Genomic DNA, 24,510 nt, shown 5'->3' with positions numbered 1-24,510 from the left:
TAAGCTGAGGTCAAACAAGTCGCATCGGTCGATGCCACGCCGCAGCGACATCACAGAAAGGGAGCCCCATGAGCAAGGCGCCAATCAGCCGCTTCCCGACGCCGGAGATCGCCGATCTGCCGGAGGATATCCGGGCACGCATCCTGGCCGTACAGGAAAAGTCGGGCTTCGTTCCGAACGTCTTCCTTGTTCTTGCATGGCGTCCCGACGAGTTTCGCGCCTTCTTCGCCTATCACGACGCTCTCATGGACAAGCCGGGGAACCTCACCAAGGCCGAGCGTGAGATGATCGTGGTGGCGACGAGCAACGCCAACCAGTGCCAGTACTGCGTCGTCGCGCATGGGGCGATCCTGCGCATTCGGGCGAAAGATCCGCTGATCGCGGATCAGGTCGCGATCAATTACCGGAAGGCCGACATCACGGACCGCCAGAAAGCCATGCTCGATTTCGCCATGAAGGTGGCTTTCGAGGCCTATGCGGTAGGCGATGCCGACCTTGAGACTTTGAGCGCCCACGGCTTCAGCGAGGACGACGCCTGGGACATCGCTGCCATCGCCGCCTTCTTCGGTATGTCGAACCGCCTCGCCAATGTCACCAACATGCGCCCGAACGAAGAGTTCTACATGATGGGCAGGACTTGAGCGGTCGCGCCCCTCTCACCCTCATCCTTTCTCTTGGCTTGATGCATCCATGAGCACCTTGATGCTGTCCAGAGAGTTCGCGACCGCGATGGCCGTATCCCATTCCTCGAGGCGGTAGCTGTGAGTGACGATGCCTTTTGACGTCACCAGTCCCCGCGACAGCAGATTGATGGCAATCGGATAGCAGTAAGGCGCAAGATGAGCGCCACGGATGTCGAGCTCCTTGCGGTCGCCGATGATCGACCAATCGACCGTCGTCGGCGCTCCGAAGACCGAGAACTCGACGAAGCGACCGAGCTTTCGGATGAGATTGAGGCCCTGCTCGACGCCGCTCGGTGACCCCGTCGCCTCGATATAGACGTCGCACCCATATCCATCGGTCAGAGCCCGCACGACAGCCAATGCATCCTGCTCGCGAGGATTGATGACGACATCCGCACCGAAGGATTTCGCGAGCTGCAGCCGCTCCTCGACCATGTCGACGGCGATGAGCAGTTTCGGCGTCTTGAGCTTCGCCACCTGAACCATCATGAGACCGATCGGCCCGGCGCCTGCAATCACCACCACGTCGTCGAGCTGGATATCGCCGCGATTGACCGTGTGAATGGCGCAGGCCAGAGGCTCGATGATCGCGGCATCGTTCGCCGAGATCCCCTCGTCGATCTTGTGCACGCGCGCGGTGCGTGGAATGCGCATGTACTCCGCCATCCCGCCATCGGCCACCACGCGCTGGAAGCCGAAGATGTTGTGGACCTCGCACATCCAATACTGCCCGGAGCGGCAGAACCGGCATTGATCGCAAGGAACGATCTGTTCCGCGATCACGCGGTCGCCGGCGGCAACTCCAAAGTGCTCCGCAGCTCCCGCACCCAGCTCATCGACCACGCCATAGAATTCATGCCCAGGGATCACCGGCGGCTTCACATAGGGATTGTCTCCGCCCCAGAACATTTTCGCGCCCGACCAGCATTTGCAATCGCTCGCACAGATGCCGCAGGCCGCAATGCGAAGGACCATCTCCCGTTCTTCGGGCACCGGCCGGTCTACCTGCTGGACACGGTAATCCTCGGGTCCATGGCAGACGATGGCCGTCATCTTCCTGTTGGATGGCTCCCGCAATCCGACTGGGGTGTCCTCTTCATTCAATGCCATCTTCGCGTCTCCTGTCTTCCGTAGGACCGTTGTTCACGACACTGAAGCCGCAAAGGTCGATTTCAGGTCGGAGTACAACCGGCGATACAAGGCACGTCGAGGCTCGAGCAACTCCACCAATGCAGCTTCCGGTTCGATGACATGGGAAACCGGCGGCGGAGGACAGGCCTCGTCGAGGCTCGCACCAGCGGCAGCGATCATGGCCAACCGGGCTGCGCCCAAGGCCGGCCCCACCTCGCCTCCCCGATGATAGGTGAGAGGCCGCTGAAGGGCGGCTGCCAGAATCCGTCCCCACAGTTTCGAACGCGCCCCTCCGCCGATGACGGAAAGACCGCCGATCGTCCCGCCACGGCCTTGCAGAGCGTCCAATCCATCGGCCAAAGCAAAAGCCACCCCTTCAAGGGCTGCCCGGCCCAGATCCGCCCGCGTCGTCGTTCCATCGAGTCCGAAGATGACGCCCGCGGCTGTCGGGTCGTTGTGAGGCGTCCGTTCGCCGCTGAGATAGGGCAGAAAGACGAGGCGGCTTTGGGCCGGAAGACCTGCCGCTTCCGTCTCGGCGAGAAGCGACGCTTCATCAGCGGCGCCTGCAAGACGGGCTGCGAATGACAAGGTGGCGGCCGCAGACAGGATCACCGCCATCCGGTGCCACATGCCCGGAAAGCAGTGACAGAACGCATGAACCGCCCGCTCCGGATCCTTCTTCAAGGTCGCATCGGCAACGAAGATCACACCTGATGTGCCGAGCGACACGAAGCCCATTTCAGGATGGACGACACCAATGCCTGCGGCTCCCGCTGCGTTGTCGCCGCCGCCTCCCGCGACCGGAATACCGGGACGCAGGCCGAGCGCCGCAGCCGCTTCCGCAGAGAGAACGCCCGACACTTCGGTGCCCTCGACGAGACGCGGCATATGCCTCTCACCGAGCCCCGTCGCTTCGAGCATCGCAGGCGACCATTGCCGCTTGCCGACATCGAGCCAGAGAGTGCCGGCAGCGTCGGACATGTCGCTGACCGCCTCGCCCGTCAGCTTCAGGCGAATCCAGTCTTTCGGAAGCAGCACCCGCGCCGTGCGCGCGAAGATGTCCGGTTCGTTCTTCGCAACCCAGATGAGCTTCGGCGCGGTGAAGCCGGGCATCGCCAGATTGCCGGTGATCTCCCGGCTTGCCGGCTCACGCTGCTCGAGTTCCCGGCACTCCGCTCCGGCGCGCCCGTCGTTCCACAGAATGGCGGGACGAAGAACCTGATCGCTGGAATCGAGCAGAACAGCGCCGTGCATCTGTCCCGACAGGCCAATGCCCGCCACGGCATCGAGGGATCGGCGACTTTTCAGGGTTCCGACGGCGGCCTGTGTCGCATCCCACCATCGTTCAGGATCCTGCTCCGACCAGAGCGGTCGTGGCCGCGCCAATGTGAGCGGTACCGCCGCTTCGTCGACAAGCGTGCCCGCCTCATCGATGAGGATGACCTTGACGCTGGAGGTGCCTAAATCGATTCCCATATACATCGGCGACGATCTCCGTCAGATCACCCTCGGTTTTAGATGCTCGCATTAGGCGAGATTGCCACCCAGGTAGCGCTGCAGCGTGACGGGCGTGCCATCCCGCCAGAGAGAATTGAGCGCGGTCTCGAACCGTGAGCGGAACTGCGGCGCCTCGGCGAGATCGCCAAAGATATCGCGTAAGGCAAGGAAAGCCCTCGGATCGTCCCTGGCCCCGAGAGCGGCAGGCGTCAGGCGTTCGGCGTTCGGGTCGTTGAGTGCAATCGGCTCACCCGCATCGGTGGTCGCCGCGCAGTAGCGGCACCAGAGAGCCGATTCGAGGGCAAGCCCCGTCACGTCGGCTCCGGCCTTCAGCCGTTCACGGGTCGAGGGCAGGATGAATTTCGGCTGCCGGTTCGATCCGTCCTGCGCCAGGCGGGGAATCGTGTCGCCGACATCGGGATTGGCGAAGCGGCTGGCGATGAGATGGTAGTATTCGGACAGATCGACGCCGGGCACCGGCGGCACATGGGGAATGATCTCTTCCGTCTCCAGCTTGTCGAGGAACCCGCGCACGAGAGAATCCGCCATGGCATCATGGACGAAGTGGATTCCGAGCAAGCCCGCGGGATAGGCGATGGCCGCGTGTCCGCCGTTGAGAATGCGCAGCTTCATCAGCTCGAACGCCGCAACATGAGGCGTGAAGGTCACCCCCACCTCCTCCAGCGCCGGCCGCCCCGTGGGGAAATGATCTTCGAGCACCCATTGCCGGAAAGGCTCGCAGAAGACGGGCCAGTTGTCCCTGATGCCGAACCGCTCCTCGAGAATGGCGCGCTCCCGGTCGGTCGTGGCCGGGGTGATGCGATCGACCATGCTGTTGGGGAACGCCACCTCTTCGCGCACGAAAGCCGCAAGCGAAGGATCGATCAGATCGGCAAGGCCCGCGACCGCATCCATGGTCACTCGGCCATTGTGGGGGATGTTGTCGCACGACATGATCGTAAAGGGAGTCATCTTCCGCTCGCGGCGCCGCTTCAGGGCAGCGAGCAACACGCCGAACACACCTTTCGGTGAATCGATATGCGAGGCGTCGTAGCGGATCTCCGGATGGTCCGGATTGAAGGCTCCAGTCGCCGGATCGATACAATAGCCGCCCTCGGTGACGGTCAGCGACACGATCCTGATGAATGGATCGTCGAGCGCATCGACGATGGCCCCGCTATCCTCTCCGACGGGCACGAAACCGATCATGGAACCGGTGACGCGGGCACGGTTGGCTCCCGGCTCCAACTCGACCACGGTGGTGAGCCAATCCTGCGGTTCGAGAGCACGTCGCATCGCGGCATCGCCCGCGCGTACGCCTGCGCCGATGATCGCCCAGTCCAGGTCCCTGCCTTTGTTGAACAGGTCGTCCAGATAGACCGCCTGATGGGCGCGATGAAAGTTCCCGACACCGATGTGGAGAATGCCTGGACGCAACGCCTCCCGCGCATAGCGCGGTCGGGCAACCGCCTCGGGAAGCGATGCGAGTTGGGCAAGGGAGAGCGATTGAGTCATCTGACCTGAACCTATTGTTTAACAGCCCGATACCGGCAAGCAGGGCTGGGATCAGTTGATCATGAAGCCGCCATCGACCGGCATTGCAAGACCGTTCAGCATCGCAGCGCGATCGCTCAGCAGGTAGAGAATGACCTCCGCGACATCGTCAGGATCGGCAAACCGCCCGAGCGGAATGCGCGAGAGCATGCGTCCTGCCTTGTCGGGATCGCTCCAGGCTTTCGTCGCCATCGGCGTGAGCGTGACCGTCGGGTTGATGGCATTCACCCTGATCTGATGGCGTCCGAGCTCGTTCGCCATCACGCGCGTCAGGGCATCGAGGGCACCCTTGGAGGCGCAATAGGCGGCATGATCGGCAAATCCGATGAAGGATGAAATCGACGAGACATTCACGATCGACCCAGGCAGCCCGCGCGCGATCCGATCCCGCGCGTATTCCTGGGCCACGATCATGGGGGCACGGGTATTGACCGCATAGATCCAGTCGAATGTCTCCGTCGTCACGTCGAGGAAAGGATCGAGCGCCGTCGTTCCGGCGCAGTTCACCAGATAGTCGACCGGCAAAGCGGCTCGCGCCGCCTCTCGCGTCGCCGCTGCATCAGCGAGATCGACGACGATGGACCGGCAGCCGATCTCGCTCTCCAGGCTATCCAGATCCTCCTTCGTCCGGGTCATCGCAACGACTTTGGCCCCGCGCTCGGCCAGGAGTTTGGCCGTTGCCCGGCCGATGCCCTTGCCAGCTCCCGTCACGAGAACGCTCTTGCCTTCGAATTCCATGGATCCGTTCCTCACCAGCACGTCAATCCGCCATCCGCGACGACAATGGAGCCCGTCATGAGGCTCGCAGTCTCAGGCCAATCTCTGCCCGGTGTCCTTGTCGAAGAGATGCGCCTTCTCGGGATCGAGCCGGATATCGAGGCGCTCGCCCGGATGCACCGAGAAGCGTTCCCGGAAGACGCCGACCAGCGGGTTCGTGCCGAGCTTCATGAAGGCCTGCGTCTCCGACCCTGTCGGTTCGATCACCGAAACGTTTGCGGCGTGCCCGCCTCCGCCCAAGGTGATGTGCTCCGGGCGGATGCCATAGACAATCCTTTGCCCATCCTTGAGCTGTGCCGGAGCAATAGAGACCGGAAGAGAAATGCCGTCATGCGTCTTCACAATCGGCTGGCCATTGACGACCGAGACCTGCCCGTCGATGAAGTTCATCGCCGGAGAGCCGATGAAGCCTGCCACGAACAGATTCCTGGGCCGATCGTAGAGCTCCAGCGGCGCGCCGATCTGCTCCACTACGCCATCGTGCATCACGACGATCTTGTCGGCCATGGTCATGGCCTCGATCTGGTCGTGCGTGACATAGATCGTGGTGGTCTTCAGCCGCTGGTGCAGCTCCTTGATCTCCACACGCATCTGCACGCGCAGCTTGGCATCGAGGTTGGAGAGCGGTTCGTCGAAGAGGAAGACCTGCGGATCGCGCACGATGGCGCGGCCCATGGCGACGCGTTGGCGCTGCCCACCTGAAAGCTGGCGCGGATACCGGTCGAGCAGCTTCTCAAGATCGAGAATGGCCGCCGCACGCTTGACCTTCGTATCGATCTCCGACGCAGGCCGCCCTTTCAGCCTGAGGGAGAAGCCCATGTTGTCGTAGACGGTCATATGAGGATAGAGCGCGTAGTTCTGGAACACCATCGCGATATCCCGGTCCTTCGGCGGCTTGTCGTTCACGACCCTTCCGCCGATCCGGACATCACCGGAGGAAATCTCTTCCAAACCGGCGACCATGCGCAGCAGAGTTGATTTCCCGCAGCCCGAAGGGCCGACGAGAATGACGAACTCGCCGTCGTTGATATCCACGGAAACGCCGTGGATCACCTCGGCAGATCCATAACGCTTCCTGACATTGCTGATGGAGACTGGCGCCATGTTCTATCCTCGTCAGGCTTGATCTTGCATATCGATCTGGATTTTCACCTCCCCCTTAGGGGCCGAGGCCGCGTACTCGAAGGCCTCGATGCTCTTGGAGAAGGGAAAGGTGCGGGTAATCAGGGGGCTCACGTCGATAGAACCCGATGATAGCATGGCGATGCAGCGCGGGAAGACATGCGCGTAACGGAACACGTGCTCGACACGGGCTTCCTTCACCTGGGCCTTGGCCACGTCATAAGCGATGGGCTCCAGCGGAATGCCGACATAGACGACGCAGCCGCCCGGACAGAGCGGATCGAAGACATCGGCCGCGGCCTTCTCGTTGCCGGAGCACTCGAAGACGATATCGGCCCCCCACCCGTCCGTTTCCGCGCGTGCCGCCTCCGCGAGATCGCGGTTGCGCACATTGACCGGGGTGACAGGCCCCAGTTTCGCGGCAATGGCCAGTTTGTCATCATCGACATCGCTGACGATGACACGGGCGCAGCCGGCAGCGAGCGCCGCGAGAACCGTGACTAGGCCGATCGGCCCCGCTCCGACGACGACAGCGATGTCACCGGGCTTGACCCGAGCCTTGATCGCGGCATGCACCCCAACGGCCAAGGGCTCGACCATGGCGGCTGCCTCGAAAGACACGTTGTCCGGCAGCTTGAAGGTAAAATCGGCAGGATGGACGACACTGGGCCTGAGAACGCCGTGGATCGGTGGCGTCGCCCAGAACCTGACTGCAGGATCGAGATTGTAGAGGCCAAGCCTCGTTGCACGGCTCGCCGGATCAGGAATTCCGGGCTCCATGCAGACACGATCGCCCACCTTGAACTCGCGGACAGCGGATCCGACTTCGGTGATGACACCCGCCGCCTCATGGCCGAGGACCATCGGCTCCCGAACGACGAACGGACCGATGGCGCCATGCGTGTAGTAGTGGACGTCGCTGCCGCAGACGCCCACGACCTTCAGCTGGATACGGACATCGCGCGGCCCCAGCTCCTCCTCGACGACGTGATCACGAAGGGCGAGCTTTCCCTTTTCCTCAAGAACGAGCGCTTTCATCGAAAGTCCTCCTACCCGCGCATGACAATGATGACCCCGAGGATCAGCGACAGAACCGTCGCCACCATGAGGGGAAGATCGGCCTCGAGGAAGCGCATCCAGAACAGGTGCAAGGCAACGAACAGGAGAACCGCGATGAAGACCCGATCAAAGGCATTCGTCTCAATCGGAAGGAAGCCACGGCGCTCCACAACAGGTGTGTCGATGTCGTCACTCATGCATCACTCCTTGACGGCGCCGAAGGTGAGACCGGCCACGATGTGACGCTGCGCGAAACCAAGCACGAGAAGAGCCGGCACAAGGGTCAGCATCGCAGTCGCTGCCATTCTTCCCCAGTTCGTGCCGGTGACGGTCACAAACTCGGCAAGGCCCGTCGTGATGGTGCGCGCATGCACGCTGGTCAGCGTTGCCGCGAACAGGTACTCGTTCCACGCGAAAACCCAGGTGAGAATTCCGGTCACCGCGAGACCCGGCTTCGCCAGAGGCAGAATGACCTTCGTCAAGACCTGCCACGTATTGGCTCCGTCCACGAAGGCGGCTTCGTCGAGTTCTTTCGGAATTCCGTCGATCACCCCTCTCAAGGTCCAGATTGCGAAGGGGAGATTGAAGACGCAGTACAGAAAGATCAGGCCGATCTTCGTGTCGAACAGCTTCACGTCAGCCACGACAAAGACCTGAGTATAGAGGAGAAACAGCGGGAGAAGGAACACCGCCGGAGGCGCCATGCGGTTCGTGATGGTCCAGAAGAAGATATTCTCCTTACCCGGCAGCTTGTACCGGGACAGAGCATAGGTTGCGAGCAGGGCCAGGGTGGCGACGAGCAATGCGTTCGCCGTGGCGACCACCACGGAATTGAACATATACCGCTGGAAGGCCTGATCTGCCAGTGTGCCCGTGTAGTTCTCCGTGAAGAAGCTCGAAATGACGAAGCTCGGGCTTCCGAACAGCTGAACGCGGCTCTTTGCGGAGACTGCAAACATCCAGTAGATCGGGACCAGCGTGATGAGGCTCGACAGCGTCCAGAACAGAATGGACACGAGCGATGCAGAAGCTCTCTTGCGTAACCGGCGCATCATTCCGCCCTCTTCAAATCGCGCCGTGCCACCAGACCCGCATAGAGCATCCAGCACATGACGATCGTGAGATAGAGTGTAATCAGCGACATCGCCGATCCATAGCCGTAGTCGGTCTTCGGAAAGACGACACGCCAGATGTGAAGCCCGATATACCGCGTGGCAGCGCCCGGCCCGCCGCCGGTCAGCATCCAGACCTCGTCGACGGTGCGCAGCGCATCCATCATGCGAATGAACACGGTCGCGAGGATGGCCGGCTTCAGCAGCGGCAGGGTGATATGCCAGAAGATCTGAAAACGGTTCGCGCCGTCGATCTGGGCCTGCTCGAAAGGCTCCTTCGGCAGGGACGACAGCGCAGCGAGCAGCGTCAGCGTGACGAGCGGAGTCCAATGCCACACGTCCATGACGACCGTCGTGAAGAAGGCCTGGTCGATATACCGGCTGATGTTGAACTCATACCCGAACCACCGGTTCAGGTAAAAGGGCAACGGCCCGAGGCCGGGCACCGTCAGAAGGCGCCAAGTGGCACCGACGGCGATCGGGGCGATCACGAGCGGTAGCGTATGGATGGTGCGAAAGAAGCCCTTGCCCGGGAAGTCCTTCATGAAGAGCTGAGCGAGAAAATAGCCGAGCACGATCTCGCTGAGGACCGCGAAGAAGGCGAACTTGAGCGTCAGCCAGAGCGAGTACAGAAACTGATCATCGAAAACGAGGCGCCTGAAGTTCTCGGCCCAGGCAAACTGCATTTCGGGATTCGCTGCAAAACTGTTCCAGTTCATGAACCCGATGACGAGAACATAGAGGAACGGAACGACCCCGAAGACGAACAAAATGAGGAGGGTCGGCGCGAGAAACAGCCATCCCACCGAATTCGCACGCATCCTGATGCTCCTACCATCCGGTCACGCAAACTCGACCGGAGAATTTGGGATTTGATGGCCACCGCACCAAAAGCACGGTGGCCTTGATAGCCCAAAAGGAAGGGCGCATTACTTGCGGTAGCCGAGGTTTTTCAATTCGGCATCGGCTGCCGCGGCGGCCTTGTCGAGCGCCTCGTCAGGCTTCAGCTCGCCAGTGATCGCTTGATAGATGAAGGGAGCGATCGCCTCGCGGACCTGGTTGTGGAACGGGAAAGGAGGAGCGCCGCGGAAGAGCGGTCCCTTCTCGCGCATCAAAGTGTAGTAGCCGTCGACCTTCTTGTCCTGCGCCTGCACCTTCGGATCGTCGTAGGTCGCCTTGTGCGTGATGCGAGAGCCGGCAAGCGCCCAATCCGTCTGGACGGAGTCCTGGCCGATATACTGCAGCCAGAGAAGAGCGGCTTTCTTGTTCTTCGACGAATGCGGGATGCCGAAGGCGCCACCGTCATAGTAGCCGATGTATCCTTGTCCCGAGGCGGCCTGCTCCATGACGCCAGGCTCCACAGGCGGAAGCGCCACACCGACCTTGCCGACCACCGTCGACTTCTTGTCGTCAGTCGCGATCCAGGCAGCATTCTCGCCATAGACCAGCCCTTGGGCGGCCCGGCCCGCTGCGAAGGTTGCCGCGACCTCGTCCCAAGTGCTCGATGTCGATTCCGGCGGTGCGTAAGCAAGATTGCCGATCCACCAGGTCAGAGCGGCCTTGGCCTCAGGACTGTTCATACGCCCGCCATTGGCCACCGAAGCGCCATAGGTCTTGGTGTCAATACCCCAGTTATAGATGCCGAAGGTTGGGAAGATGCTTTCGACCAACTCATAGACTGACGCGGGATGACCGGAGGCGGCCTGAACGGTGGTTCCAAAGAGCTCCTGGCCATTCGCCTTGCCCCATTCGGTGAAGAACTGGGCTATCTGACGATACTCTTTGTGATCCTTGGCCGGTGCGAGATCCGTTCCGTACTTGGCCTTATAGGCTTCCTTGATCTTGGGATCGTCGAACAGATCCTTACGGTACAGGTAGATCTTGATGAAGGCTTCCATCGGAACGCCGAACAGGTCGCCCTTGTCGTTCTTGAAATTGTCGATGAAGCTCGTGAACTTCGCCGGATCGAAGGTCGGCGACTTGAGATTGGGGTTCTCGTTCAGCGCTTGCGTGAGATCAACCAGGAAGTTGCGGGCGAGATAGCTGTAGATGATGTCCTGCTCGATATAGACGAAGTCGTAGATGCCGGTATTGGCCTCCATGTCCTTGATCGCCTTATCGTACATCTGATCCCAGGATGTCGCCTCGAACTCGACCTTGATGCCGGTCGCCTTCGTGAAGGCAGGACCCAGCACATCCTTGGCATAGTTGGACGGAGGCGTGCTCTCGGAGATGCCTCGAATGGTCGTGCCCTCCATTCCTTTCGCCGCATCCGACCAGAAATCGGCGAATGCCGGCGTGCTTGAGAGCAATGCCGCCGTGAGTGTCGAAGCTATCAGGCTTTTGAAGTGATACATCGCGTTTTCCCTCCCGAACTCCTTCTCAAGGAAGACCTGCGGTCGTTACCCTCGAGATCAAAGATGCGACGCCCCTCCTTCGGGGGCGAGCCGTATTGTTTTGTCAGGCGAGGCGAGCAAATCAGAACATGTTCTTCTGAATTTGCCTCTCGGAAGTCGCACGCATGTCCCGCGCGGCCTCTGCAGAAAATCTATTGAGCGCCAGCCAAGGCTTCCACGCCTCTGTTCATCGGGATCTGTACTTTTTTGTCCAGAGAGGCGTTGGATCCGTATCTGACGGGCATAAAAATGCTGTCCTGGATCGAGGCCGGAGCAGGCGTCGTGCATCGACGCGCCGTTCGCCGGTACGCAGACGGAGTCTGATCGCAGAACTTCACGAACTGGCGGTTGAAATTCGCGATATTGTTGAAGCCGACATCGAAGCAGATCTCGGTCACGGATCGATCCGTGTGGGCGAGCAGCGTACAGGCCGAATAGATGCGCGTCTGGTTGACGTATTTTGCAAAGGTATGACCGGTCTGTTTCTTGAAGAAGCGGGAGAAGGCGCTCGGCTCCATGCCGCAAAGCTGAGCAACGGTCGTCAGATGGATATCGGAGAAGTAGTTGTTGTGGATGTAGTTGATGGCGCGCTCCGCCTTCTCTGACGGGCGCGACGGTATGGTTGCGGCGGGAGCGCGGTGAGAGAGCGTTTTCCGCTCCGAAGGGTTCCTGGCCAGGGTCGCCAGGAGTTCCAGGAACAGGATCATGCGCTGGGCCCCTTGGGCGCGGCCGACCTGCCGGAGCAGAGAAGCCCCCTTTCGGGCCGTCTCTCCCGAAAACAACAGGCCGAATGCGGCCTCCGACAGAAACCGCTGCACCTCCTCGAACTCGGGAAAATTCGTGCAGATGCGGTCGGCACATTCGGGGCTGAACTGAATCAGCATGTCCCGATCTGGAATGGTCAGGTTGCCGGTGTCGCTCAACCAGTTGTGAGGCAAATTCGGGCCTGTCAGGACAAGGCACTCGGGCTCGAAGGGACCGACATAATCGCCGATCATCATGGTGCCGGAAGAATTCTGGATCAGGTGGAGCTCATATTCTACGTGGTAATGCCACTTCGCCAGGTGGTGGGGATAATCATGAACGTTCCATCGGAACGATGCGGATGGCGGAAAGACAATAACCTCGTACACAGGGACTGATTTGCGTTCCATTCTTGCCGCCCTCCATAGGTACAGCAGGCCGTTTCCTCTTATGTCCGCTCTTTGGCGGTTATCGTTCCACGTCTCCTTTGACGGATCCGCGGTTGTCCGGTTGAGCCGAATACGTCGGCTTGTCGCAAGCTTCAGGAGCCAGTCTTAGTTTTAGGATAAGGTTTCGTAGTGTCGATCCTCGGCAAGCTGGTTATTCGAGGTCGCCACGAACTCAGCCGCACGATGCCCAAGCATCAATGCTGCCGCATTGGTATTCGCGGATGGAATGAACGGTATAGCAGAGCAGTCTATCACGCGCAGGGCATCAATGCCGCGAACCCGCATTCTGTTGTCGAGCACGGCCATCGGGTCGTCATCGGGGCCCATTCGGGCCGTACCGGAAGGGTGGTAATTGGTTTTGACCGTTTTCCCGCAGTACTGGATAAGAGCGTCATCGCTTTCGACATCGGCCCCCGGCAGCAGTTCCTGCGCAATCTTCGGACCGATCGGTTTTGTCGCCAGCAGTTTTCGGGCATGTCGGAGCGAGGCCAGCGTTAGGCGCAGATCGTCTGAATGGCCGAAGAAATTCGCATCGACGACAGGCTTGTCCGCAGGATTTGAGGAGCGCAGCCGCACGCTTCCTCGCGCTTTCGGCCGCAGCAGGCATGAGGTCAGCGTCACGCCATAGGTCGGCTTGGCGCTCGATACGTCCCGGTCGAGATAAACGATGGGTGCGCAATACAGTTGAATGGTTGGGCGCTCGCCGCCATCCGGATCGTAGAACAGGCAGGCTTCGATCCCGGTCGTCGTGACCGGCCCGGTGCCGAACAGAATATACTGCAGGCCGTTGCGCACCATGCGCCAGCCTTTGTCCTGACCGAAATATCCGCTCGGCCGCGTGGTGGACGCGATCAGCGGCACCTCGTGATGATCCTGCAGATTGGCCCCCACCCCAGGGAGGTCGGCCGCGACTCGGACACCATGCTCCCTGAGATCGTTGGCCGGACCGAGGCCCGACAGCATGAGCAGCTTCGCGGTGTTGTACGTTCCGGTCGCCACCAGCACTTCGCGGTCCGCATAGGCGCGCACCCGATCGCCGTTGATGCTGTATTCCACGCCGGTGGCGCGACCGGACTCGATCAGGATTTTCGTCACCAGGGCGTCGGTGACGACGGTCAGGCGCGGATCGGCCATGACCTGGGACAGGAACGCCGATACGGCGTCGCAGCGCACCATCCGCCCGTTGGCCGCACGGCCCATCGTATGCTGCATCACGCCGACGCCGGCTTGGCGTTCGCCGTTGAAGTCCGGGTTATAGGGATGGCCCAGCCCTTGTGCCGCGAGGATGTAATCCTCGGTCATGTCGCACAGGCTGCCCGGATCGGAGACCAACAGGTCTCCGTCTATACCATGATAGGCATTGTTGAACTTGGTGTTCCGCTCCAGCGCTTTGAAGTGAGGCAACACATCGGCGTATGACCAGCCGGACCCCTCTCCGAGATAGGCCGCCCATCCGTCGTAGTCCTCCCGCTGACCGCGCATATAGACCATCGCGTTCACGGCGCTGCCACCGCCGAGAACCTTGGCCTGAGGCACAATGGGCGCCCGTCCGCCGAGACGTTGTTGGGGCTCGGTCTGGTGCATCTCGAGGAAGTCATCCCGGGCGAGATATTTCATGTAGCCCGCCGGCATGCGCATGATGGAGGTCGTCTTAGCCCGTCCTCGCTCGATCAGAAGCACGCGATAGCCGAAGTCGCGAACGAGCCGCGTGGCCGCCACGCATCCAGAGGAGCCTCCGCCAGCGATGATGAAATCGTAGCTCGGTGTTAGACCTGAATCCGCCATGAGGTGCCGACCTCCTTCTCCCTCAACGAAGGATGTGATCGGAAGCCTACGATGCCGATCTATTGCCGACTACAGCCATAACTGCACCCGATCTGTACTTTTTTGATCGCAATGCGAAATTAAAGTATGGGTCGCAGACAAGCCGGGTCAGCATTATTGACGGCCTTCATGGAGCGCAGGCGTGTCCCACTATCTCGGCATCGATATCGGCACTTCGGCGGTCAAGGCGATCCTCGTCGATGAGCGCCAGCTTGCCATCGCCGAGGCGGAGATCCCTCTTGCGATCTCCCGCCCACGCGATCTCTGGTCCGAGCAGGATCCCGAAGGATGGTGGCAAGCAGTCCAGGCCGCCACCTCGCACCTGCGTCGCCGGGCTCCGGAAGCCTTCTCGGACATCAAGGGGATCGGACTTTCGGGACAGATGCACGGCGCCGTCCTGCTCGGTGACAATGATCAGCCCCTGCGTCCGGCCATTCTCTGGAACGACGGCCGCTCTCTCCAGGAGGCGGAAGAGCTTCAGAGCAAGTACCCCGACCTTTCCCGAGCGATGGGTGTGCTCCCGATGCCCGGCCTCACGGCTCCGAAGCTCCTCTGGCTTCAGCGGCATGAGCCGGAGACCTTTCGGACTGCCCGCAAGATTCTTCTGCCGAAGGATTACATCCGGCTGAAACTGACAGGCCGCCTCGCAACCGACATGTCGGATGCGGCAGGCACCTGGTGGCTGGACGAGGCCGCGCGATCCTGGTCCGACGGGGCACTCGCGGCAACAGGGCTGGATCGCTCCTACATGCCCGCATTGCTCGAGGGATCTGACCCCTCCGGCAGCTTGCGCCCGGACCTGGTGAGGGAATGGGGCTTGAGCGGCGAGATCGTCGTCGCCGGTGGCGGGGGCGACGTGGCGGCGGGCGCGGTCGGGCTGGGGGCCATCGAGGACGGGGCGGCCTTCATCTCGCTCGGGACGTCGGGCCAACTCTTCGTCACGACGAGGGCATTCAGCCCCGCACCCGAGGCCCTGGTGCATTCCTTCTGCCATGCTCTTCCCGATCGCTGGTTCCAGATGGCGGCGATGCTCAATGGAGCAAGCTGCCTTGCCTGGGCGGCGGGACTGCTCAAGACGGATATCGCCGACCTTCTGCGGCAGACCGAAGAGGTCTACCGCAAGCCATCCTCCATGCTCTTCCTGCCCTATCTCGCAGGAGAGCGCACGCCCCACAACGACGCCTATGCGCGCGGCGTCTTCTTCGGACTTTCTCCCGAGACGCAACAGGCGGATCTGGTCCAGGCCGTTCTGGAAGGTGTCGCCTTCAGTTTCGCCGATGCCAAGGCGTGCCTCGAGCACGCAGGCACGCAACTCTCTTACGTAGGCCTGATCGGCGGCGGATCCCGCAGTGTCTTCTGGACACGCATTCTCGCCAATGTCCTGAACATCCCCCTTGTCCGCTATGAAGGCGGCGACAAAGGGCCTGCCTTCGGCGCCGCGCGGCTGGCGCGACTGGCAGCAACCGGGGAGCCCCCGGAGGCTGTCTGCTCAGCGCCTGCAGTGCTTGAGACGATCGAACCGGAATCTCACCTCGTGGAACTCTATCGCCCACAGATCGCGAGCTTCCGTCGCCTCTATCGTGCCCTCAAGCCGGAGTTCAAACACGCCCTGACGGGCGGCGATTGAAAGTGATTTGAGCGGCCCTAATCTTTTTTCATCCTGAACGAACAAACCGCCTCATCATCAAGCCGAGGACGTCAGGGAGGAAAGAACCGTGGACCGGGGCTCTGTCGTCACATCCCCATATTCCACCGCAGCCGCTCCTGGCGCAGCCGGGAACGGCGTGCTCCTTGCTGTCCATGAGCGGCCTTCCGACGCCTCTCTCCTTCCAGATGAAACTCCCGTCGCCCACACTGGCGGGATGCTGCCCAGGGAGGATCTATGACAGGATCATCTCCGATCCTCGAAATGTCGGGGATCTCGAAAACCTTCCCCGGCGTGCGAGCCCTCTCCGATGTGTCGCTCACGATCTACCCCGGTGAGATCCATGCCCTCATGGGCGAGAACGGAGCCGGCAAATCGACCCTGATGAAGATTCTCTCAGGGGCCTATCATGCCGATAGCGGCGGAGAGATCCGCATCGACGGCAAGCCGGTGCACATCCACTCTCCCCTCGCCGCCCTCCATCACGGCATCTCGACGATCTATCAGGAACTCTCCCTCGCCCCGAACCTGTCGGTTGCCGAGAACATGCTGCTGGGACGCGAGCATCGCAGCGGCCCCATGATCGACCGCGGCTCGATGGAGAATGCCTGCCGCACCGTGCTCGCCAAGCTGGGGGTGACATTCGGTCCCTCGACGAAGGTCAGCGAATTGTCGATGGCCGAACGGCAGCTGGTGGAGATTGCCCGCGCGCTCATCGCCAATGCCCGCATCCTGATCATGGACGAGCCGACCACGTCCCTCTCGTCCCGAGAGACGGAAGCCCTGTTCGCGCTCGTGCGGCAGCTTCGGGCGGAAGGCATGGCCATCATCTATATCAGCCACCGCATGGCAGAGGTCTATGAACTCGCTGACCGCGTTTCGGTGCTGCGGGATGGAACCTATGTCGGCACGCTCGAACGCGATGAGATCTCGGCTGAGCGTCTGGTCCGCATGATGGTTGGCCGCGATCTGTCCTCCTTCTACAAGAAAGACCATGATGCGAAAGGCAGCAGGGGTCCGGTGATCTTCTCCGTCCGCAATGTCGGAGATGGCCAGCGCGTACACGCGTGCTCCTTCGATCTTCATCTGGGCGAGACGCTCGGAATTGCGGGGCTCGTCGGGGCCGGGCGCACCGAGCTTGCCCGCCTCATTTACGGAGCCGACCGCCGAACCAGCGGCGAGATCACCCTTCAGGGAAAGCCTCTCGCGATCCATCGCCCCGAGGATGCGATCGAATCTGGCATCGTCTATCTGACCGAGGACAGGAAGCACCTTGGCCTCTTCCTTGACATGACTGTGCGCGAGAACGTCAATCTGAACGTGCTGGGGCGGGATTCACGTGCCGGAAAAGTGCTGAATCTCAAAAAGGCCAAGGCACGGGCAGCTTCTGCCATCAAAGCTCTCGGGATCCGTGTTGCGGGAGATATAGTCCCCGTCGGCAGCCTATCCGGCGGCAATCAGCAGAAAGTTCTGCTCTCGCGCCTGCTCGAAACCAAGCCCCGGGTGCTCATTCTCGATGAGCCGACGCGCGGCGTCGACATCGGCGCGAAATCCGAGATCTATCGGCTGATCGACGAACTCGTGCGCGGTGGCGTCGGCGTCATCGTCATCTCCAGCGAACTTCCGGAAATCGTGGGTATCTGCGACCGCGTCTTGGTGATGCGCGAAGGAAGGATCGCCGGTGAGGTCGGTGGGGCGGGTCATCCGCCGATCACGCAGGAAAACATCGTCGCCATCGCGACGGGGGTAGAGGAAGCCGCCGCATGACATCTCCTAACGAGACCAGCGCATCTCTCCAGACTTCAGGAGCGGCTGTCGTCGATTCAGGTACGCGGAGCCTGCAGCGACGCCTTGCATGGCGATCCACCCTGCAGGCCATCGGCATGCTGCCGGTGCTCATCATTCTCGGCATCGTCTTCGAGCTCATGTCGGGTCGTTTCCTGAGCTTCCAGAATCTCTCCATCGTGGCGCAGCAAGCCTCGATCAATACCGTGCTTGCGGCCGGCATGACCTTCGTCATTCTCACCGGCGGCATCGATCTGTCGGTCGGCTCGATCCTTGCCGCTGCCGCGATGGTTGCGGTTCTGGGATCGAAGATCCCCGACTGGGGCATGCTGGGCATCCCGGCCGCTCTGCTGATGGGTCTTGCCTTGGGATTCATCAACGGGGCCCTCATCGCCTTTGGACGGCTCCCGCCCTTCATCGTGACGCTCGGCTCGTTGACCGCCGTGCGCGGTTTCGCGCGCCTGCTCGGCAACGACACCACGCAGTTCAACCCTGAACTTCCCTTCGCCTTCATCGGCAACGGCTATCTTTTCGGCATTCCCTGGCTGGTGGTGATCGCCATCGTGGTCGTGCTGGTGTCCTGGTTCATCCTGCGCCGCACGGTGCTTGGCGTTCATATCTACGCCGTCGGCGGCAATCCGGACGCAGCGCGTCTGACCGGCATCAAGGTCTGGGCCGTGCTTCTCTTCGTCTATTGCATTTCCGGCCTCACCAGCGGCCTCGGCGGCGTGATGTCGGCAGCACGCCTTTACGCAGCCAACGGCCTGCAACTCGGGCAGTCCTACGAACTCGACGCCATCGCCGCCGTCATCCTCGGCGGCACGAGCTTCGTCGGCGGCATCGGCTCGATCTGGGGTACGCTCATCGGCGCGCTCATCATCGCGGTCCTGTCGAACGGTCTCATTCTCGTCGGCGTCTCCGACATCTGGCAGTTCATCATCAAGGGTCTCGTCATCATCGGTGCGGTGGCTCTCGACCGCTATCGCCTGAAAGGCTCCGCGCGCACTTGAAAATATGTGCCGCAGGAATACCGCGTTCGGAGCTGGTCGGGCCGACGCGGCGCAACAAAGACCGAAACGACGTGGAGGAACACATATGAAGCGCATTCTTCTCGCGGCCGTTGCCGCCGCGGCCCTCATGGCCGGCTCCGCCGAAGCCAAGGAGCTGAAATCCATCGGCATCTCGCTCGGCTCCATGGGCAATCCGTTCTTCGTGGCGCTCGCCCGCGGTGCGGAAGCCGAGGCGAAGAAGATCAACCCGAACGTCAAGGTGACGGCGGTCGGCTACGATTACGATCTCAACAAGCAGTTCACCCAGATCGACAACTTCATCGCGGCCGGCGTCGATATGATCCTCCTCAATCCGGGCGATCCGAATGCGCTGGAGCCTGCGATCAAGAAGGCGCAGGCCGCCGGCATCATGGTCGTCGCCGTGGACACGGCGGCCAAAGGCGCAGATCTGACGGTGACCACCGACAATGTCCAGGCCGGACAGATCGCCTGCCAATACATCGTCGACAAGCTTCAGGGCAAAGGCAACGTCATCATTCAGAACGGCCCCCAGGTCTCGGCGGTCATCGACCGGGTGAAAGGCTGCAAGGAAGTGTTCGCGAAGAACACCGGCCTCAAGGTTCTCTCGGACGATCAGGATGCCAAGGGCTCCCGTGAAGGCGGTCTTCAGGTGATGCAGAGCCACCTCACCCGCTTCCCGGACATCAACGCGGTTTTCGCGATCAACGATCCTCAGGCCATCGGCACGAATCTCGCCGCGAAACAGCTCAACCGCAGCAACATCATCATCACCTCGGTCGATGGCGCACCGGATATCGAGGCTGCGTTGAAGGATCCCGGCAGCCCCATGATCCAGGCCTCATCGAGCCAGGACCCCTATGCGATGGCGCAGTTGGCCGTCAAACTGGGCAACGATGCCATGAACGGCAAGAAGCCTGAGAACACGGTGACGTTAATGCCCTCGAAACTGATCACGCGCGACAACGTCAATCAGTATCAGGGCTGGTCCGCACCCCGCTCCTGAGCCTTGCGTGCTTGATCGTGCGGCGTCGGAGGTTCCGACGCCGCTTTCCTATGGGGAAGCTAGAATGATCCTGGTCTGTGGCGAAGCCCTGATCGACCTGTTTATCGGAGGCCCCTCTCAGACCGGCCTCGCGGCGGAGGCCGTGGCGGGCGGATCCCCCTTCAACGTTGCGATCGGCATCGGCCGCCTGGGCCGCCCTGCCGCCTTCCTGTCCACCCTGTCGGAAGATGCATTCGGCGTCTTTCTGGCGGGCAAGCTCGCGGAGGCGGGCGTGAGCGCATCCTATCTGCAGCGCTGTCCGAACCCGACGACGCTCAGCGTCGTTGCAACCAGTGCTTCGGGACAGCCGCAATATTCCTTTTACGCCCCGGACAGTGCGGACCGCGCGCTCAGACCGGAGGCCCTGCCGTCGCACCTGCCCTCCGACATCAATGCCATTGCGGCTGCATCCTATGCGCTTGGCGTCGAGCCCATCGCCAGCGCCATCGAAACCCTGCTGCGCCGTGAAGCCGGATCGCGCGTGATCTCGCTCGACCCCAATGTCCGCCCTCGCGTGGTCGGCGACCTGCAAATTTATCGAGAGCGTTTCGAGCGGCTTCTTGCCTATGCCAACATCGTCAAGGCCAGCGACGAGGATATCGAACTGCTCAATCCGGGTCAGAGCCTCGTCGCGGCTGCTCGGGCCTGGCTTCAGCGTGGTCCGAAGCTCGTGATCGTAACGCGTGGAGCGGCGGGTCCGCTGGCCATTTTCGGCGAATCCGTCATCGAGCGTGCTGCGCCTCGCGTGGATGTGGTCGACACCGTTGGCGCAGGAGATACCTTCCATGCCGGTCTGCTCTCCTGGTTCGATGCGAATGGCTTGCTGACATCGCAGGGCATTGCCGAACTCAGTGAGACGCAAGTCACGGCAGCTCTCGATTTCGCGGCGGCAGCGGCGGCTATCGTCTGCACACGGCGAGGCGCCAATCCGCCGGCATGGGACGAAGTCACCCGCTTCATGGCAGAGCGCGCTTAAACAGAGGTCAGATACTATCATGCAGATGCCCTCCCCTCCTCTTCCCGCGACCGGCGCGAGCTGGCGCACACGTCCGTTCCACCGCCAGTGGCTTGCCGACCAGGCCAACAGCCTGTTCGATTTCTTCCAGTATCGCAGCATCGATCCGGCGGGGGGATTCTTTGATCTCGACAGCGAGGGACACGCCATGAATGGCGGCAATCCCGTTCGCCAGATCCACAACACCACCCGCATGGTGCATTGCTTCTCCATCGGTGTCCTGCTCGGCCGCCCCGGATGCGAGACGATCGTCGATCACGGCATGACCTATCTTTGGGACCACCACCGGGATTCCGAGAAGGGAGGATATGTCTGGTCGCTGGACAACGATGGACCGAAGGACGATACGAAGCAGGCCTACGGGCATGCCTTCGTGCTGCTTGCGGCCTCCAGTGCGAAAGTTGTCGGGCATCCGCTCGCCGATCGGCTTCTCGCAGACATCACGCAGGTTCTCGAAAATCGCTTCTGGGAAGAGCAGCACGGCGCGGTCGCCGAGGAGTTCGCACGGGACTGGTCGCCGATCAGCTCCTATCGCGGTCAGAACTCCAACATGCATCTGACGGAAGCCTTGATGGCGGCTTTCGAGGCGACGGGCGAGAAATCCTATCTCGATAAGGCTGAGCGCATCGCGAGCCTCATCATCGGCCGTCATGCCGCATCGCTCGGGTACCGGGTGGCTGAGCACTTCAATGCGGATTGGGCTCTGGACCGCGATTACCGCGGCTACGATGTGTTTCGTCCCTACGGCACGACGCCTGGCCATTGGCTCGAATGGGCACGGCTTCTGCTTCAGCTCTGGGTTCTCGGCGGCAAGCATCATGACTGGATGCCAGACGCTGCCCGTGAATTATTCCGGCAATCCATTGAGCTCGGCTGGGACCGCGACAGGGGCGGTTTCTTCTACGCGCTTGACTGGGACGACCGGCCGCGCCTGCCGCAGAAACTCTGGTGGCCCTGCGCCGAAGCCATCGGCGCGGCGGCCTTTCTCATCGAGCATAGTCCCAGCGAGTTTCACGAGGCGTGGTATCGGCACCTATGGGGTTTTGCGGATCGTCACCTGATCGATCATGAGCGAGGCGGCTGGCATCCGGAACTCTCCGAAGACCTGCAGCCGGCGAGCACTCTGTTCACGGGAAAACCGGATCTCTATCATGCCCTGCAGGCCTGCCTTATCCCTCTCTTTCCCGCGACGGGAAGCCTGACGCGGGTAATTTCGCAGGCGAACGGTTAAGAGGACAAAGCGGCCTCCAGCATGCCCCGGGAGGGCATTTCCGCCTGGGCCCCACTGTCAGGGCTGACGGCAACAACGCCTTTCCGCCCAACAGAACACGCAATGATGTTCAACGCGTTATTTGACCTTTGTCCACGTCCTGAAATTCTCAATTCTGGAAGTCAGCCTCGACACAGCTTGAGCTTATAGATTGGATGCCCAATTCGTGTGATGTTTCCATCAGCAGGGCTCTCACAGGTATGAGCGAAGACAAAGTAGAAGCCGTCGCCGAGTTGCTCGCGAAGGTGGGCAGCAACTGGTACCCGGAGCGCACACGTCCCGCACTTCGAACGATCAGCAAGCGCCATCGCATCGTCGCCCAGCTCATCCTGTCCGAACTTGAGAAACGCAGTGGCGCAGATCGGGATGCCGGATCGATGGACGGCTCGCCTTCAGAAAATCTCGATGAGGCCAATGCCTTCAACTTCGCGGGAGACGACCAGCTGTACGTCGGTGCAGCCGTCGTCTACCGCCCGCCGGGTGAGAAGAGAGCGATCACCTGCTTGATTGAAAAAATGGAACACGGTCGCGCCTATCTCGTCCCGGCGCAACGGGAGATAGGCTGGGTGTCCACCCAAACGCTCTCCCTGCCGAAGCCGGGATCATCGGGACAATAGATCAAACAACAAGCCTGCCGGGCTCCGGAAGAGACGCGATAGACTTGATTCGCTGTGGGGGAATGCGAATTGACGGAAGAAGAAATCAAACTCGTGGCAGAGGTGCTCGCCAATATCGGCGGCAATTGGTATCCGGAGCGGGCAAGATCGGAAGCAAAGCCAGTCACCAACCGCCACCGCGAAGTCGCCCGGCTCGTCGTTGCCGCCGTTGAACGCTCGAAAGCAGCCAATCAGAGCGCCGTGGAGGTTGGTTCGGCAGCTGAACGCTCCCTTGAAGCTCCATCGTCAAACGGTGCGGAAGACGACGAATTGCACGTCGGAGCGACTGCTCTGTACCGCCCGCCTGGCGACAAAAGAACATTTGCCTGTCGTATCGAAAAACTCGAAGGCGGTCGCGCCTATGTCGTTCCGGAGCATCGGGAGATCGGCTGGGTATCGACCCACTCACTCCTGCCGCTCAATCCCAAGGATGATGGAAAACGGCCGCCGCTTTCATCCATTCCCACTGGACCGGTGGAGAGTAAGGATGCTCAGGAGGCTCCTGCCCCCGAAGCTCCGCGCGTCAAACCCGCGCGTAGCCCGAAAAGCGAGGAAGCCACGCCAGGGGCAAAATACTATTTCTCGTCAACGGGCGAATGGATTGCCTTCCGCCTTTCGGAGACCGACCGTTACTTGTTCGACAAAAAAGGAAACTGGATCGGCTGGTTCCCCTGGAGCGACAACGACATTGTCCGCATCGACGGTCAGTATCTGGGCACCGTGTTCTATGGAAATCGTATCTATCGGAGAGCGTCCCAAGCCCCGAGCAAGCGTGATCCGGGGTTCGTAATGGATCCGGGCGAAGCCCAGTATGTCAGCCATCCGGGACATGCCGCGCCCTACGCACCGCCGCACGGCTATAAGGATGTCGACATGGCGCAGCTCCCGACGAGCCGACGCACCTGGCTGAAAAGCCGCGGCCAAGCCACTAACTCCGGCAATCCGAGCACATTCGAGATCTGGATGGCGAAGATCGGTCTGGGTGGTTTGGCACGCACAATCAAGGGCATGTTCGGATCTTGAAGGCGCGAGAGTCAAGATTTTACCACAAGAAGAGCCCCGCCTTGAATAAGGCGGGGCCCTGGTTTGCTTAAGTCATGCGGCTCTTACTGGAAGAGACGCAGGATCATCGAGCTGTTCTGGTTGGCCATGGAGAGCGCCTGCACGCCGAGCTGCTGCTGGGTCTGCAGCGCCTGGTTGCGGGTCGAGGCCTCGTTCATGTCGGCATCGACGAAGGTGCTGACGCCGGCGGTCAGCGAGTCGGAGAGCACGCTGATGAACTCCTCCTGGGTCTCGAGCAGGGCCTTGTTGGCACCCAGCATCGCCGAACCCTCGGTCACCTTCGCGATCGCGTCGTCGATCGTGGCCAGAGCCCGGCCAGTGGTGCCCGGCACATAGCTCAGGGTCACGGCGTTCGAGCCGTCCGCATTACCCGTCAGGATCAGCTTGCCGGCATCGGCACCAGCACCCGCGCTAAACGTCAGGTCCGCCGAACCGAAATCGCTGGTGAGGCTGGTCACCAGCGACGCCATGTCCGTATCGGTCGCGGTGAGGGTGTATTCCTGGACCGCGCCGTCGCCGGAACGGAACTGGATCTTGTCCCCTTCCTTGAAGCTGGGAACGGCCAGCTTCACCACACCTGCAGTGGCGGTGCCGGCGCCGGCTCCGTCCGGGTCCGGAGCGGCAACTGCCGTCACCGTGCCCTGCACCGGGCTGGC

Annotated in this window: 22 protein-coding genes; 9 read left to right on the top strand and 13 right to left on the bottom strand. The window is 61.4% G+C overall.

Annotated features, from left to right (window positions below):
- Window positions 1-68: 68 nt before the first annotated feature.
- A complete protein-coding gene (locus tag ACUXUR_RS23350; protein WP_445504749.1) occupies window positions 69-641 on the top strand; it encodes a peroxidase-related enzyme in 573 nt (190 codons plus the stop codon).
- Window positions 642-662: 21 nt separating this feature from the next.
- Here the strand turns inward: ACUXUR_RS23350 and ACUXUR_RS23345 are convergent, their stop codons facing one another.
- From ACUXUR_RS23345 to ACUXUR_RS23290, 12 genes are all read right to left on the bottom strand, one after another.
- Window positions 663-1,793 carry a zinc-binding dehydrogenase gene (locus ACUXUR_RS23345; RefSeq protein WP_445504748.1) on the bottom strand — a complete coding sequence of 377 codons (1,131 nt, stop codon included), beginning with the start codon at window positions 1,791-1,793 and terminating at the stop codon, window positions 663-665.
- Between the two features lie 33 nt (window positions 1,794-1,826).
- Window positions 1,827-3,296, bottom strand: a complete 1,470-nt coding sequence (gene xylB, locus ACUXUR_RS23340; protein ID WP_445504747.1) for a xylulokinase — start codon at window positions 3,294-3,296, stop codon at window positions 1,827-1,829.
- Window positions 3,297-3,341: 45 nt separating this feature from the next.
- Window positions 3,342-4,826, bottom strand: coding sequence for a mannitol dehydrogenase family protein (locus ACUXUR_RS23335; RefSeq protein ID WP_445504746.1), 1,485 nt, complete (start codon window positions 4,824-4,826; stop codon window positions 3,342-3,344).
- Between the two features lie 51 nt (window positions 4,827-4,877).
- Entirely contained in the window at window positions 4,878-5,603 is a 726-nt protein-coding gene (locus tag ACUXUR_RS23330; protein WP_445504745.1) for an SDR family oxidoreductase, read from the bottom strand.
- Between the two features lie 72 nt (window positions 5,604-5,675).
- Window positions 5,676-6,746, bottom strand: a complete 1,071-nt coding sequence (locus ACUXUR_RS23325; protein ID WP_445504744.1) for an ABC transporter ATP-binding protein — start codon at window positions 6,744-6,746, stop codon at window positions 5,676-5,678.
- A gap of 12 nt (window positions 6,747-6,758) precedes the next feature.
- Window positions 6,759-7,802, bottom strand: a complete 1,044-nt coding sequence (locus ACUXUR_RS23320) for an NAD(P)-dependent alcohol dehydrogenase (protein ID WP_445504743.1) — start codon at window positions 7,800-7,802, stop codon at window positions 6,759-6,761.
- 11 nt (window positions 7,803-7,813) lie between these two features.
- Entirely contained in the window at window positions 7,814-8,020 is a 207-nt protein-coding gene (locus tag ACUXUR_RS23315) for a DUF2160 family membrane protein (protein WP_445504742.1), read from the bottom strand.
- 3 nt (window positions 8,021-8,023) lie between these two features.
- Window positions 8,024-8,878: a carbohydrate ABC transporter permease gene (locus ACUXUR_RS23310; protein ID WP_445504741.1), complete on the bottom strand. Its 855-nt coding sequence runs from the start codon at window positions 8,876-8,878 to the stop codon at window positions 8,024-8,026.
- Complete coding sequence (locus ACUXUR_RS23305) at window positions 8,875-9,756, bottom strand: carbohydrate ABC transporter permease (protein ID WP_445504740.1); 882 nt, start codon at window positions 9,754-9,756, stop codon at window positions 8,875-8,877. Before ACUXUR_RS23305 ends, ACUXUR_RS23310 begins: the two co-directional genes overlap by 4 nt.
- Window positions 9,757-9,864: 108 nt before the next feature.
- Window positions 9,865-11,292: an ABC transporter substrate-binding protein gene (locus ACUXUR_RS23300; protein WP_445504739.1), complete on the bottom strand. Its 1,428-nt coding sequence runs from the start codon at window positions 11,290-11,292 to the stop codon at window positions 9,865-9,867.
- Window positions 11,293-11,483: 191 nt separating this feature from the next.
- Window positions 11,484-12,485, bottom strand: a complete 1,002-nt coding sequence (locus ACUXUR_RS23295; RefSeq protein ID WP_445504738.1) for an AraC family transcriptional regulator — start codon at window positions 12,483-12,485, stop codon at window positions 11,484-11,486.
- 150 nt (window positions 12,486-12,635) lie between these two features.
- Window positions 12,636-14,309 (bottom strand): GMC family oxidoreductase, encoded by a 1,674-nt coding sequence (locus ACUXUR_RS23290; RefSeq protein ID WP_445504737.1) that lies wholly within the window; start codon window positions 14,307-14,309, stop codon window positions 12,636-12,638.
- Between the two features lie 181 nt (window positions 14,310-14,490).
- Between ACUXUR_RS23290 and xylB (ACUXUR_RS23285) the strand changes: the two genes are divergently transcribed.
- From xylB (ACUXUR_RS23285) to ACUXUR_RS23250, 8 genes are all read left to right on the top strand, one after another.
- On the top strand, window positions 14,491-15,975 hold the full coding sequence (xylB, locus tag ACUXUR_RS23285) for a xylulokinase (protein ID WP_445504736.1): 1,485 nt from the start codon (window positions 14,491-14,493) through the stop codon (window positions 15,973-15,975).
- A gap of 255 nt (window positions 15,976-16,230) precedes the next feature.
- Window positions 16,231-17,760, top strand: a complete 1,530-nt coding sequence (locus tag ACUXUR_RS23280; protein WP_445504735.1) for a sugar ABC transporter ATP-binding protein — start codon at window positions 16,231-16,233, stop codon at window positions 17,758-17,760.
- Window positions 17,757-18,788 carry an ABC transporter permease subunit gene (locus tag ACUXUR_RS23275; RefSeq protein ID WP_445504734.1) on the top strand — a complete coding sequence of 344 codons (1,032 nt, stop codon included), beginning with the start codon at window positions 17,757-17,759 and terminating at the stop codon, window positions 18,786-18,788. Before ACUXUR_RS23280 ends, ACUXUR_RS23275 begins: the two co-directional genes overlap by 4 nt.
- A gap of 85 nt (window positions 18,789-18,873) precedes the next feature.
- Window positions 18,874-19,812, top strand: a complete 939-nt coding sequence (locus ACUXUR_RS23270) for an ABC transporter substrate-binding protein (protein WP_445504733.1) — start codon at window positions 18,874-18,876, stop codon at window positions 19,810-19,812.
- A gap of 64 nt (window positions 19,813-19,876) precedes the next feature.
- Window positions 19,877-20,827, top strand: coding sequence for a carbohydrate kinase family protein (locus tag ACUXUR_RS23265; RefSeq protein ID WP_445504732.1), 951 nt, complete (start codon window positions 19,877-19,879; stop codon window positions 20,825-20,827).
- A 19-nt stretch (window positions 20,828-20,846) separates the two neighbouring features.
- On the top strand, window positions 20,847-22,097 hold the full coding sequence (locus tag ACUXUR_RS23260) for an AGE family epimerase/isomerase (protein WP_445504731.1): 1,251 nt from the start codon (window positions 20,847-20,849) through the stop codon (window positions 22,095-22,097).
- Window positions 22,098-22,336: 239 nt separating this feature from the next.
- Window positions 22,337-22,753, top strand: coding sequence for a hypothetical protein (locus ACUXUR_RS23255; RefSeq protein WP_445504730.1), 417 nt, complete (start codon window positions 22,337-22,339; stop codon window positions 22,751-22,753).
- A 69-nt stretch (window positions 22,754-22,822) separates the two neighbouring features.
- Window positions 22,823-23,815: a hypothetical protein gene (locus ACUXUR_RS23250; RefSeq protein ID WP_445504729.1), complete on the top strand. Its 993-nt coding sequence runs from the start codon at window positions 22,823-22,825 to the stop codon at window positions 23,813-23,815.
- Window positions 23,816-23,898: 83 nt separating this feature from the next.
- Here the strand turns inward: ACUXUR_RS23250 and ACUXUR_RS23245 are convergent.
- The coding region (locus ACUXUR_RS23245) for a flagellin (RefSeq protein WP_445504728.1) at window positions 23,899-24,510 on the bottom strand (612 nt) is incomplete at its 5' end.

Source organism: Microvirga medicaginis (assembly GCF_052658925.1).
The sequence above is the reverse complement of the archived record's forward strand: the minus strand, read 5'-3'. Positions and strand labels throughout refer to the sequence as shown.